This window comes from Dysgonomonas sp. HGC4 (assembly GCF_001261715.1).
GTDB lineage: Bacteria > Bacteroidota > Bacteroidia > Bacteroidales > Dysgonomonadaceae > Dysgonomonas_A.
On record NZ_CVRU01000083.1, the window covers coordinates 86,083 to 98,431 of the forward strand.

The window sequence follows — 12,349 nt, forward strand, 5'->3', positions numbered from 1 at the left end:
CGTTGATTTCTGATTTTATAATCTTGCAAAAATAACTCTTTTAGCGATATTTTATCTAACTTTCATGCTTGAAAATCAAAGATCTTCGTGATTTATTTGTTAAATCTTATAAAAAATATTTGAAGTGAAAAATATTGTTGTTTTAACAGGGGCAGGAATGAGTGCCGAAAGTGGAATTGCAACCTTTAGAGACTCAGGTGGATTATGGGCACAACATCGTGTAGAGGATGTGGCTACACCCGAGGGTTTCCAAAGAAATCCTCAATTAGTTTTAGATTTTTATAATAAAAGAAGGAGGGAGTCTTTATTAGCTAAACCTAATAGAGGGCATATAGGGTTGGCTGAAATGGAACAAGAGTACAATGTGCAGATTATAACCCAGAATGTAGATAATTTGCATGAAAAAGCGGGAAGCTCTAGTGTTATTCATTTACATGGCGAATTGATGAAAGCCAGATCTTCAATAAATCCTTATAAGGTTTATCCTTTAGATCCTGATAATCCCGATATAAGTGTAGATGATAAGTGTGATGATGGGTCTCCACTTCGTCCGTATATAGTTTGGTTTGGAGAGGCTGTGCCATTAATGACCGAAGCTGAGGAGATTGTAAGAAGAGCAGATGCTTTGGTTGTTATAGGAACTTCTTTGAATGTGTATCCTGCAGCAGGACTTATTAATTATGTATATGCCGAAACTCCTATTTATGTAATAGACCCGAATGATGTATCGGTTTCTCGAGGTAGAGTGCATTTTATACGTAAGGGTGCATCGGAAGGTGTAGCTGAATTGAGAGATCTGCTTAAAGAGCAATTTGGACATAATAAAAATAAGTAATAAGTATTAACTTCTGCTTATTTTACTTCTTCGTAATCAATGTATTCGCCTTCTTCTTTGCTAAATACTTTTTGATGATTATTCTCTGTATGTGATCGTTGATCTTGCTGATCGTCGTATCTATTATTATGAGCTGATCTACTGTTATTGAAACCGCTTGTTTGCTTGGTAAACAAACGCACAAATCTCAATACAAAAGCTCCGATCAAGCCTATGATTGCAAAGAATACTACTAATATAAATAAAAAGAAACTTCCCATTTAGTATTTTACTAAGTTTACATTAAATGTTTATTGCTCTATTTTAATATTATAACCTTCTTTTTCGGTTATTGTTTAGCAAAGCAATAAAAGGCTTATGACCTTTTTTTAATCTATGAATGTAAATATACAATGAATACCGATTCAATAAAAAGCTTTTTGGAATATTTAACGACCTATTACCAATTCTAAGTAATTTCAACTCTTTAGTAATATAGCCTCTGTTTGTAGCAAATTGTCCTTCTTATGCTCATCAAAGAGATAAAAAGGTCTGAGGTCTTAAGGTTGCTTTAAGAATTTAGAAGTTGTTGCAGATAGTATTATGTAAAGTATTATCCCTGCCGAAATACCCAATACTCCCCAGAAGGAAATGGCTATTATCATAAAAAGAGCTAGAACGTATCGTAGCTCGTTTCCTCTTAGCTTCAGGCTCTTTATTTTTAAAGAGAACATCGGGATTTCCGCCGTTAGTAGAAGAGAAAATATAATAACAAGAGCTATTATCGGATAGAAACTTATTGTTTGAGTAAACTCGTCTCTTACACTAATTCCATAGCAGAAACTAATCCAGAAAAGAGCATTAGCCGGAGTTGGTAATCCAATGAATGATGTAGATTGGCGCTCATCTATATTGAATTTTGCCAATCGGAGTGCTGAAAATATAACCAAAAGAAAACTGATAAATGGTATATATTCGGCAATTGAGCAATCAAGAGTAGCGAGTACAGGTGAATCTGATAGAAATCTGAATACAACAAGGGCCGGTGCTACTCCAAAGCTAACCATATCAGCTAAAGAATCTAATTCTTTGCCGATTGGCGAATAAGCCTTAAGGATTCTAGCTGCAAACCCATCAAAAAAATCAAATATCGCAGCAATTATAACCCATATAACAACCCATAGATAATTACCATTGAATGCCATAACGCATGCTATGCAGCCCGAAAGGACATTCATTGATGTAAGTAAATTGGGGATATGTTTTTTCATGCGTTGTTTTGTAGAGGTAATTCGCCTATTACTGTTTGATTACCTGTAACTTTTTGATCCAGAGTTACATTTATTTTAGTGTCAAGTGGTAGAAATAAATCAACACGTGATCCTAATTTAATGAAACCCATGTGCTCATCAATATGTGCTTCATAGCCTTCGTCAGGATATGTTACAATTCGTTTAGCCATAGCACCTGCTATTTGACGCATAAGTATTTCTACACCATCTTCGCGTCTAATAACAACAGTGGAGCGTTCGTTTTCTGTGCTCGACTTTGGTAAGTATGCAGCTTGAAAACGTCCGTTATGATGTTTCTTCAATATAACAGTACCATTAATTGGATACCAATTGGCATGCACATTTAATGGAGACATGAATACGGATACTTGTAATCTGCTATCTTTAAAATATTCGGGCTCGAATACCTCTTCTATGGCAACAATTTTCCCATCGGCGGGAGCAACAATAGAATTGACCATATCACCTGTAAAGCGACGGTATGGGCTTCTGTAAAAATTGAGTACGATAAAGAAAAAAGTAACAGATGCACCTAATATTAAAAAGGTGAATAAGTTTTTTCCAAAAAAGTAAACCAAACTACCATTGAGTACCAATAGTATGCAGATTAGTATTGCTAGTTCGCTGCGCCCTTCGTGATGGAGCTTCATCGTTTAAATATATATTCGTTATTATTTAGCCTTCCAACAAGCAAAAATATTCTTATTTGCTGACATGGCAAAACATTATTTGCTTTTTCAAAAATAAAGATTGGGTTCAGTAATAGAATTACGAACCCAATCTTATTATATTTGTTGGTTTACAGAACGTACAAAGAGCTGATAGACTCGTTGTTGCATACTCTTCTGATTGAATCTGCGAAAACATCAGCTACGGAAAGAATTGTAACTTTTTCGCATTTCTTAGAGTAAGGAATACTGTCTGTAAATATAATTTCAGATAGGGCTGACTGGTCTACACGTTCCGATGCTGGGTCAGACATTACCGCGTGGCTAGCGATAGCTTTTACCGAGCGTGCACCATGCGATTTCATCAAATTGGCAGCTTTAGTAATGGTACCTGCAGTGTCAACAATATCATCAACAAGTAATACATCCATTCCTTCTACATCTCCAATGATTTGCATTTCAGATATTTCGTTTGCTTTTTTGCGAAGTTTGTAACCGATAACCATAGGAACACCAAAATATTTAGCGTATGAGCTGGCACGCTTTGTTCCACCTACGTCAGGAGTTGCTATTACAAGATTCTCGCGATCTAATGTTTTGATGTGATCAGAGAAGATTGCAGAAGCATATAAATGGTCTACCGGTACATCAAAGAAACCTTGTATTTGATCGGCATGTAAATCCATTGTAATAAGTCGGTTGATTCCTGCTGCACTTAGCATATCTGCTATAAGTTTAGCTCCGATAGATACGCGAGGCTTATCTTTACGATCTTGTCTTGCCCATCCAAAGTAAGGAATTACTGCAACAATAGAACGAGCTGAGGCTCTTTTGGCGGCATCCACCATTAATAATAGTTCCATCAGATTGTCTGAAGAGGGGAAGGTTGATTGAATCAGGAATACCTGACGTCCTCGGATCGACTCTTCGTATGATACTGAGAACTCGCCGTCAGCGAAGCGTTCGATATTCATATTGCCGAGTGGACAACCTAAACTATTACAGATTTTTTCAGCTAAGTAACGAGAGTTGGTTCCCGAGAAGATTTTGAATGGTATCTGTTCCATTTGTTCCATTGATGAGTTGTTTTATTGTAATTGTAGATTTATCGAGTGCAAATTTATAAAACTATTTGTTAGGAAATGAATATCAATGCATAAATTATGCCATTAACACTATTTCGGATATTCTTTGGGCTAGTTATTTGTTAGTAGGGAGCTAGTAAACTCTCGTATAACACCTTGTTTTTCTCTTTTTCTAACTCCTGCATAGCAACTTCATAGCCTACATTGAAAATATCTTTGGTGTGTTCTAAAGTGAACATGGCATAAGATGATAATCTATCGGGTTCTATTAATAGATCGCATAGTTTTCGATCTGCCAGAGAATTAGATACTGATATGTAGTGGAATGATCGCTCTGCAATATATAACAGCGAGTTTTTGTATTTTAGTTTAGTTAGAGGTGCTACATTTACACCTATTATGTTTTCGCATTCGAAGCGAATGGGTGTTACCGGAAAGTTTTTAAATAAACCACCATCTACATAGTGTACTTTTTCTATTTCTACGGGAGTAAACACAATAGGGTAGGCGCACGATGCGGTGATTGCCGGAATAAGTGGACCTTTGTCAAATACGGTACTTGTTCCATTGGCTATGTCAGTTGCCACTACTTTTAAAGGTGTTTTCAACTCTTCAAAAGTTCTGGCTTTTAGATGCGTTTTCAGAAATTGTCTGAATCGATCAGCCTTGAATATGCCTGTATGTGGAATAGTAAGCTCAGCAAATTCTTTGAAAGCTTTTTTATGAAAAAAAGAAAGTATTTCATCTGGACTATTACCATCGGCATATAATACTCCGGCAAAAGCTCCGGCGCTTGTTCCTGATATAATTGAAGGTGAAATTCCTTTTTCCTCAAGGGCTTTAAGTACGCCCAGATGTGCAAAGCCTTTTGCACCACCACCACTTAAGGCTAGTCCTAATTTATATTTATAAGTATTGGCTGTGCTCATAAAGAGTATATCTCAATTGAAATATAAAAGTAAAGGTTTTAAATGGAATACGAGGGCTAATTTGAATAATAACTAATAGAGGGTGTCTATTGTAAGTTTATTTATTCTGTAAATGCTGTACTATTTTAATGTGATAGTGCAGTAAAGAGGTGTTTACTTCTTAATCGAGACTAAATTTAAGAAAAGGAACTAGTTTAGGTGCAAAGGGTTGAATGTACTTATATGTAGCAGACCCATTCTGAATTTTAGGTGCTAATAATTGATGGTGCTCATCGGCTTGTACTATAAGATTTACAACAATACTTATAGCGAATAGCCATTTGGTAAGGCATAATGCAATCCCTGCTAATTTATTTAATGTACCCATTTTTACGGTCTTGAGTATTTCCTCCATCATAGTTCCGAGTAAGTAGAAGGATGTAATGATTATGAGAAAAGTTAAGGCGTATGACAATGGGGCTGCCATGTACTCGGGTATTTGTTTGATGTGTTGTATGTATGGAAGTACTAAGATAGAGAGTTTGCCAGACAGAACGGCTCCTACTATAAGACCTGCAAGTGTAGATAATTGCTTAACTAAACCTGTTTTATATCCTTTTATGATACAATATATTATCACTATGACTATGCAGATATCAAACCAATTCATCTATCGTAATTAGGTAAGTAATGGTACTTATATGAATGACAAAAGTAAGAATTAAAATTAATTCCTACTTTCATTTATACAGAAGACTAAACGAATAGTCTATTCAATTATTTCGCAGCTTCGTCAGATACAGTTAATTTGCCTCTGCCTTTTGCTCTACGAGAAGCTAATACTCTACGACCGTTAGCTGTAGCCATTCTCGAGCGGAATCCGTGTTTGTTTATTCTCTTTCTTCTAGAGGGTTGAAAAGTTCTTTTCATTGCTATATTATATTATTCGTTATTGTTTCTGATCGAATTTGGCTTGCAAAAGTAGATAGTTTATTTTAAATATACAAGTATATCTTTATTTTAAGTAGTGTAAATTATTTTATTGCTGTATTTTAATACTTTTACAATCCATCTATTTTGCAGCTAGTCTTTTCTGTTGTAAATAGTACGAGACACTTTAATCAATTGGTGTTTTGTTTGCCATAGCTTGCTCTCTTAAGATTTTTTCAGCTTTTGCCATAGCCAGATTAATATTGGGGCATATATTCTTTTCGCCTAATAGTTCACAGAATCCAAATTTTTCGAGTGCAGCCCTTACGTTTGGTCTTACCCCCGAAAGTATCATTCTTATGTCTTCGTCCTGAGATTTTTTACATAAACTTTCCAGATTGTGCATTCCCGTAGAGTCTATAAAAGGGACTTTACGCATACGTATGATTCTGACCAGAGGTTTATCTTCTATAACCCGCATACTTTCCTCAAACTTATTTGCTATACCAAAAAAGAATGGACCGTCTATTTCATATACTTCAACGCCTTTGGGAATGATGAGGTTGTCGTCGGAAGATGCTCCTTCTTTGTCCGAAGGGTTTAACTCGTCTGTAATAACCGATATTTCAGTAACATCCATGATGCGTTTCATAAATAGGAATACAGCTAGTAATAAGCCTATTTCGATAGCAATAGTAAGGTCGAATATTACAGTAAGTAAAAATGTTGTAACTAATACGATAACGTCAGCCTTTGAGTTTTTTAGTAAAGCTAAGAAAGATCTCCACTCACTCATGTTGTAAGAAACAACAATGAGTATTGCTGCTAAACAAACCATAGGTATATGCTGGGTTAAACTCCCCAAGAACATAACAACTAATAATAAAAATACAGAATGAACTATACCTGCAATCGGGGTTCGTCCTCCATTGCTAACGTTAGTCATAGTACGAGCTAAAGCTCCCGTTGCAGGTATCCCTCCGAATAGAGGTGCTACAATGTTTGCGATTCCTTGTGCTATCAGTTCCATATTCGAATTGTTCTTTTCGCCTGTAACGCCATCTGCAACATTGGCTGAGATGAGTGATTCTATTGATCCCAAAATTGCCAATGTGAATGCATAAGGGAATAGCGTATTGATTGCCTTTATGCTAAAGGTGATTTCTTGCATATGAGGTAATTCGCTATTTATGCTAAAACGGTCACCGATGGTTTGAACAGTATCGATATTTAGATAGTAACGCAGGAAGTACACAACTACGGTTATAAGAACTACGGCTATGAGCGATCCCGGGATTTTCTTCGAAACCTTATGGGCAAAGATAATGATGAGTAGACTTGAGACTCCAATACCAACAGTTACTAAATCGAGAGTGTTGAAATTGAGAATATATTGTTGCCATTTGCCTAAAAAGTCGGGAGGGATATTTTTTATGTCAAGCCCTAAGAAGTCTTTTATTTGAGTGGAGAATATCGTGACAGCTATACCACTCATGTAACCAACAATGATGGGGTAGGGTATATATTTTATAACAACACCAAGTTTTACAATGCCCATCAGAATGAGAATTACTCCAGACATAACTGTTGTAATAACCAACCCCTGAAAGCCGAATTGCTCTATAATATTATATACTATAACAATAAATGCACCTGTCGGACCTCCGATCTGGACTGTGCTTCCACCAAAAACTGAGATTATAAACCCTGCGATAATTGCCGTGTAAAGTCCTTTTTCGGGACTCACCCCTGATGCGATACCAAATGCAATAGCAAGGGGAAGTGCGACAACTCCAACAATGAGACCGGCCATGAGGTCGGCCATAAATTTCTCCTTATTGTAGCCTTTTAAGGAATCAATAATTTGAGGCCTGAATGTTTTTAAAAAATCCGTGTTCATAGCTTTATATCATAACCTATAATTATGAGTTTGCAAAGGTATGAAATGATTTCTGGTTTACCTCATAATAGAAAATCGATTTGTTTTAACATTCTTGATTCGTCCGAAAATCGTTTATTTTCTTTAAATTTGTGACTCAATGAGCTTTCCTAGATAAATGTATCCTGTCTTACGGGATTTTACCTATATATAAGTGCAATTAAAATGGGAGTTTGTATTTACACTGCATTCTTAAATTATAATAGTTTGTTGTACTTATACTCTCTAAAATTACTAATGGGTCTGTGACCTGATTAAAATATATTGATGAACTTTCGTGTTTTATTTTTCTTATCCGTTTTTTTCTTTCTGTTTGGAGCTTGCAAAGGCAAAAAAGAAGAGTCTACATCTGTCGATAATGTTGATGTCAAAAAATATACCCGATTTAGGGGAGCGTATAAGTCGTTTAATGATATGCCCGAATTGCATTTGGAGGCAGCTCAACGAAAAGGTATTCTTCCTATGGGAGTGAGAGGCGATACCTCTCGGGTGCTGAACGAGATGGTACATTTACCCATGGAGTTGGATTTATATAAAATAGCTAAATTGTCACATTCTGTCCCATACTTGGTGAACGATGCATCTAAGTTATTAGTACAAATCAGTTCCAATTTTAGAGATTCGCTTATTAGTAAAAAACTTCCCGTTTATAAATTAGTAGTGACAAGTGTTACTCGTAGTCTCGATGATGTGGCTTCTTTAACCAAGAGAAATGGTAATGCGAGTCATAATTCGGCACACTGCTATGGCACAACTTTTGATATTTCATGGAAAAGGTTCGAAAAGAGAGGACCTTCGGGAACGAACGACGTTACTACCGATCGATTGAAGCTTGTTCTGGGAGAAGTTTTGCATGACTTGAGACAGAGAGATCAATGCTATGTTGTGCATGAGAAAAAACAGGCTTGCTTTCATATAACAGTCAGATAAGAAAATTTAGAAGATGAATAGATACTTCATGTACTTAGGCTACAATGGTGGTAACTATTGCGGATGGCAGGTTCAACCAAATGGAGTTTCGATACAAGAAGAGATCGAAAAGGCATTAGCTATATTGTTACGTGTACCAACACCTATTCTGGGTGCCGGTCGCACAGATGCAGGAGTGCATGCCCGTCAGATGATAGCTCATTTTGATGCTGATGTTGAAGATACTGTCATGCTGACAGAGAAATTAAACAGAATCTTACCTAAAGATATTGCAATATATAAAACCGTTAGGGTGAAAGACGATGCTCATGCTCGTTTTGATGCTACATCGCGTTTATATAAGTATTATATAACTACACAAAAAGACCCGTTTATGTATCCATATAAATACAAGGTACATGGGAATATCGATTTGGATATAATGAATAGGTGTAGTGATATTTTATTTGACTATGCAGACTTTACGAGTTTTAGCAAGTTGCATACCGATGTCAAAACAAACGATTGCACAATAATGTATGCCCGATGGGAAAAAGAGGGAGAAGATTACATATTTACAATCAAAGCAAATCGATTTCTGAGAAATATGGTTCGTGCAATTGTTGGTACACTATTGGAAGCCGGACGGGGAAAATTGGATGAGGCAGGAATGCGACGGATTATAGAAGCTAAAGATAGAAGTGTTGCAGGATGCTCGGTACCGGGAAATGCATTGTTTCTGGAAGAGGTTGAATATCCCGATGAGATTTTTGGTTAAACGAAGAAATTAAAAATGAAAAGTTTGAGAGGTAGATATTAATGTATAAAGACCTTATACTATATCATAAGAATCAAAAGAACTTTAATTGAATGAATAAAATGTATAAACAACTGCAGAATATACTTAAAGATGAGAAATCTGGTGGAGTCATATTAATAATATGTACAATAGCATCATTGATAATCGCCAACTCTGCTTTTAAGGACCAATATCTTCATTTTTGGCATATCGCATTTGCAGGGCTAAGTCTTGAGCTGTGGATTAATGATGGATTAATGGCAATTTTCTTTTTAATGATCGGACTCGAACTGAAAAGAGAAGTTGCTGTTGGAGAATTTTCACGTCCGCGAAATGCAATATTGCCTGTCGCTGCGGCTTTGGGAGGAATGATAGTTCCTGTTGCTTTTTTTCTATTGTTTAATCTAGGTTTACCCTCTCAATCGGGTGTAGGTATACCTATGGCTACCGATATTGCGTTTGCATTGGGAGTGCTTTCATTGCTAGGGAAAAGAGTACCAACATCGTTAAAAGTATTTTTAATGGCTCTAGCTGTGGTAGATGATCTGGGTGCTATTATGGTTATTGCTATTTTTTATACCAAAGACCTTATGCTTCTCGATTTATCTATTGCATTGGGAATCTTCGCTTTCCTAGCTGTATTGAATAAGTTCAAAGTATATTCGCTTATACCCTATTTTATTGGAGGTGCAGCCATGTGGTATTTTATGCTAATGTCAGGTGTTCACGCTACTATTGCTGGTGTGCTACTTGCTTTAGTTATTCCTTCTGCCGATAGAAAGGATGGACGTTCTCCTGCTTTTTATGTGATGCATAAGCTACATTTTCCGGTTACTTTTCTTATACTTCCTATATTTGCGTTGGCAAATACAGCTGTAACAATATCCTCAGATTGGCATACTCTTTTTGCTGAGCCTATATCATTAGGTATTCTTAGTGGATTGCTTTTGGGGAAACCAATCGGTATAACATTGGCATCTCTGATTGTTATTGTTGCAAAATTATCGAAACTGCCCGAAGGAGTCAATTGGTATAATATGATTGGAGCAGGATTGCTCGGAGGAATAGGATTTACGATGTCTATTTTTATTACACTTTTAGCATTTGACGATCAGCAAATAATAAATACATCTAAGATAGTTATTCTTACAAGTTCTCTTTTAGCAGGAGTGCTTGGGTATATATGCTTACATATGACCTTAAAGAAGTCGTCGAATTGATATAATCATGAGAAGTTGTTTTAGTTGTAAGGGTAGATCTTTGTTTGTCTATCTATAAAGGCGAACGTATCGGTTTGCCTTTACTTGAATAATAAAAAGGGCTGAGGCCTTAAATGAACAAATAAATTATGTGGTTAGGTTTAGCGTTTCTGTCGGCTTTCTTTTTAGGGTGTTATGATATAAATAAAAAAATGTCGGTTCATAATAATGCGGTGATTCCTGTGTTATTTCTGAATACATTTTTTTGTACTTTATTTCTGTTGCCTTTATTCTTATTGTCCCGCGTTGCTCCTGCAACAATAGAGAATACTATTTTTTATGTTCCAACAGTCAATTTCGAGGCGCATGTTTATATTATACTCAAATCTATAATTGTATTATCGTCTTGGATATTTGGCTATTTTGCTGTTAAGCATCTGCCATTAACCATAACAGGTCCTATTAATGCAACTCGTCCGGTGATGACTTTAGTGGGTGCATTACTTATATTTGGAGAACGTCTCAACTTTTATCAGTGGATAGGTGTTATACTGACTATTGTTTCGTTCTTTTTATTGTCGGCTACAGGAAAGAAAGAGGGAATTAATTTTCGCCAGAATAAGTGGATATTTTTCATATTCATTGCTGCTATTTTAGGTGCCGCAAGCGGATTGTATGATAAATACCTGATGCAGCGAATAAGCTCTACGTCGGTTCAGTTCTGGTATAACCTCTATCAATGTATCATGATGTTTGTGATACTGGTTATATTATGGTATCCGAAACGAAAAAACTCGACTGCTTTTAGTTGGAAATGGAGTATTCTTCTTGTTTCACTTTTCTTGACTATTGCAGACTTTGTTTATTTCTATGCATTGACCGATCCAGATGCAATGATTTCTATTGTGTCTATGGTGAGACGTAGTTCAGTAGTAGTTTCTTTTATTGGTGGAGTATTTTTCTTCCATGAAAAAAACTTAAAAGGAAAGGCTATAGATTTGATCTTAATAATTATAGGAATGTTTTTCCTATATTTGGGTACAAAATAATTGATAGAAAGGATTTAAGGCTTAAGAGTTTTTTGTTTTTGTTAGAGTAACAAATGGTTTTGAGATCTTAGAAGATACACAACATATGAAAAAAATAGTATATACGTTTTCTTTATTGTTTATAGGTTTAGTGGCTCAGGCGCAGAATATAGCTCCTTTGGTTATTGCAATGCCCGACGATATGTTGATTGGTGTAACTTTAGAGCAACGTAAGCAACTTATTGCACCTGAAAAAGATACGGCTCAGGCTGTTGTTGTAAACGCAGTGGGTGATACAATAAAACGTCTCGGTTTTACGGATGATTATATTGCACTGCAAACATCTAAAGTTGGTACCTTGGAGGTTAAACTCTTGTCATTGGTAAATAACTCGCAGATTATTGGCGTGATTACAACGGTTTGTGGACCAGCTTGTGATAGTAGAATTGATTTTTATACAACCGATTGGAATCCTTTAGGGCAGCCCGATCTGTTTCCTCAAATAAATAAAGATATTTTCTTAAAAGGTGATATAGATCGTACATCGGACGATTTTCTGAATGCTTATGCATCATTGGATATGACTCCTGTAAAGTTGAATTTTTCTTTTTCTGATAAAAATATTGTGGCAACTTACGATATAAAGAATTATTTGTCGAAGGATGATTACAAGAAACTAGAGCCTTTTCTTAAAGAAGCACCACAAGTTTATACTTGGGATAAATTTGCTTATAAGTAAACAAGTTCGAAGATCTGATATAAGAGAAAAGGTTGACTT

14 protein-coding genes are annotated in these 12,349 nt (G+C 35.9%); 6 read left to right on the top strand and 8 right to left on the bottom strand.

All coding sequences use genetic code 11. The annotated features are described in order from the left end of the window. Positions 1-124: 124 nt before the first annotated feature. Entirely contained in the window at positions 125-835 is a 711-nt protein-coding gene (locus HGC4_RS08635; protein ID WP_050709728.1) for an SIR2 family NAD-dependent protein deacylase, read from the top strand. Between the two features lie 17 nt (positions 836-852). Here HGC4_RS08635 and HGC4_RS08640 read toward each other — a convergent pair whose 3' ends face one another. The 8 genes from HGC4_RS08640 to HGC4_RS08675 all read right to left on the bottom strand — a co-directional run bounded on the left by HGC4_RS08640 (position 853) and on the right by HGC4_RS08675 (position 7,597). After that, entirely contained in the window at positions 853-1,095 is a 243-nt protein-coding gene (locus HGC4_RS08640) for a DUF4834 family protein (protein WP_050709729.1), read from the bottom strand. A 279-nt stretch (positions 1,096-1,374) separates the two neighbouring features. Continuing rightward, positions 1,375-2,085 (bottom strand): CDP-alcohol phosphatidyltransferase family protein, encoded by a 711-nt coding sequence (locus HGC4_RS08645; RefSeq protein ID WP_050709730.1) that lies wholly within the window; start codon positions 2,083-2,085, stop codon positions 1,375-1,377. Then, the gene (locus HGC4_RS08650) at positions 2,082-2,756 is read right to left on the bottom strand and encodes a phosphatidylserine decarboxylase family protein (protein WP_050709731.1); all 675 of its coding nucleotides are present in this window, start codon (positions 2,754-2,756) and stop codon (positions 2,082-2,084) included. Before HGC4_RS08650 ends, HGC4_RS08645 begins: the two co-directional genes overlap by 4 nt. 149 nt (positions 2,757-2,905) lie before the next feature. After that, complete coding sequence (locus tag HGC4_RS08655; protein WP_050709745.1) at positions 2,906-3,841, bottom strand: ribose-phosphate pyrophosphokinase; 936 nt, start codon at positions 3,839-3,841, stop codon at positions 2,906-2,908. Between the two features lie 140 nt (positions 3,842-3,981). Then, on the bottom strand, positions 3,982-4,788 hold the full coding sequence (locus HGC4_RS08660) for a patatin-like phospholipase family protein (protein WP_050709732.1): 807 nt from the start codon (positions 4,786-4,788) through the stop codon (positions 3,982-3,984). Positions 4,789-4,948: 160 nt separating this feature from the next. After that, positions 4,949-5,437: a CvpA family protein gene (locus tag HGC4_RS08665; RefSeq protein ID WP_050709733.1), complete on the bottom strand. Its 489-nt coding sequence runs from the start codon at positions 5,435-5,437 to the stop codon at positions 4,949-4,951. Positions 5,438-5,544: 107 nt separating this feature from the next. Next, positions 5,545-5,697, bottom strand: a complete 153-nt coding sequence (gene rpmH / locus HGC4_RS08670) for a 50S ribosomal protein L34 (RefSeq protein WP_050709734.1) — start codon at positions 5,695-5,697, stop codon at positions 5,545-5,547. A 187-nt stretch (positions 5,698-5,884) separates the two neighbouring features. After that, a complete protein-coding gene (locus tag HGC4_RS08675) occupies positions 5,885-7,597 on the bottom strand; it encodes a SulP family inorganic anion transporter (protein WP_050709735.1) in 1,713 nt (570 codons plus the stop codon). 306 nt (positions 7,598-7,903) lie between these two features. On the opposite strand from HGC4_RS08675, the gene HGC4_RS08680 reads away from it, so the two are divergent. From HGC4_RS08680 to HGC4_RS08700, 5 genes are all read left to right on the top strand, one after another. Then, positions 7,904-8,566: a DUF5715 family protein gene (locus tag HGC4_RS08680; protein ID WP_050709736.1), complete on the top strand. Its 663-nt coding sequence runs from the start codon at positions 7,904-7,906 to the stop codon at positions 8,564-8,566. A gap of 13 nt (positions 8,567-8,579) precedes the next feature. After that, positions 8,580-9,323 (top strand): tRNA pseudouridine(38-40) synthase TruA, encoded by a 744-nt coding sequence (gene truA / locus HGC4_RS08685; protein WP_050709737.1) that lies wholly within the window; start codon positions 8,580-8,582, stop codon positions 9,321-9,323. Positions 9,324-9,424: 101 nt separating this feature from the next. Beyond that, positions 9,425-10,564 (top strand): Na+/H+ antiporter NhaA, encoded by a 1,140-nt coding sequence (nhaA, locus tag HGC4_RS08690; protein ID WP_087880157.1) that lies wholly within the window; start codon positions 9,425-9,427, stop codon positions 10,562-10,564. Between the two features lie 128 nt (positions 10,565-10,692). Further along, positions 10,693-11,592 carry an EamA family transporter gene (locus HGC4_RS08695; RefSeq protein ID WP_050709739.1) on the top strand — a complete coding sequence of 300 codons (900 nt, stop codon included), beginning with the start codon at positions 10,693-10,695 and terminating at the stop codon, positions 11,590-11,592. An 85-nt stretch (positions 11,593-11,677) separates the two neighbouring features. After that, positions 11,678-12,310, top strand: coding sequence for a DUF3256 family protein (locus HGC4_RS08700; RefSeq protein WP_050709740.1), 633 nt, complete (start codon positions 11,678-11,680; stop codon positions 12,308-12,310). Positions 12,311-12,349 lie beyond the last annotated feature (39 nt).

Bases quoted from the DNA above. Each gene is read 5' to 3' on its own strand.
- HGC4_RS08640 (WP_050709729.1), bottom strand. From the start codon at position 1,095: ATGGGAAGTTTCTTTTTATTTATATTAGTAGTATTCTTTGCAATCATA.
- HGC4_RS08645 (WP_050709730.1), bottom strand. From the start codon at position 2,085: ATGAAAAAACATATCCCCAATTTACTTACATCAATGAATGTCCTTTCG.
- HGC4_RS08650 (WP_050709731.1), bottom strand. From the start codon at position 2,756: ATGAAGCTCCATCACGAAGGGCGCAGCGAACTAGCAATACTAATCTGC.
- HGC4_RS08655 (WP_050709745.1), bottom strand. From the start codon at position 3,841: ATGGAACAGATACCATTCAAAATCTTCTCGGGAACCAACTCTCGTTAC.
- HGC4_RS08660 (WP_050709732.1), bottom strand. From the start codon at position 4,788: ATGAGCACAGCCAATACTTATAAATATAAATTAGGACTAGCCTTAAGT.
- HGC4_RS08665 (WP_050709733.1), bottom strand. From the start codon at position 5,437: ATGAATTGGTTTGATATCTGCATAGTCATAGTGATAATATATTGTATC.
- rpmH (WP_050709734.1), bottom strand. From the start codon at position 5,697: ATGAAAAGAACTTTTCAACCCTCTAGAAGAAAGAGAATAAACAAACAC.
- HGC4_RS08675 (WP_050709735.1), bottom strand. From the start codon at position 7,597: ATGAACACGGATTTTTTAAAAACATTCAGGCCTCAAATTATTGATTCC.
- HGC4_RS08680 (WP_050709736.1), top strand. From the start codon at position 7,904: ATGAACTTTCGTGTTTTATTTTTCTTATCCGTTTTTTTCTTTCTGTTT.
- truA (WP_050709737.1), top strand. From the start codon at position 8,580: ATGAATAGATACTTCATGTACTTAGGCTACAATGGTGGTAACTATTGC.
- nhaA (WP_087880157.1), top strand. From the start codon at position 9,425: ATGTATAAACAACTGCAGAATATACTTAAAGATGAGAAATCTGGTGGA.
- HGC4_RS08695 (WP_050709739.1), top strand. From the start codon at position 10,693: ATGTGGTTAGGTTTAGCGTTTCTGTCGGCTTTCTTTTTAGGGTGTTAT.
- HGC4_RS08700 (WP_050709740.1), top strand. From the start codon at position 11,678: ATGAAAAAAATAGTATATACGTTTTCTTTATTGTTTATAGGTTTAGTG.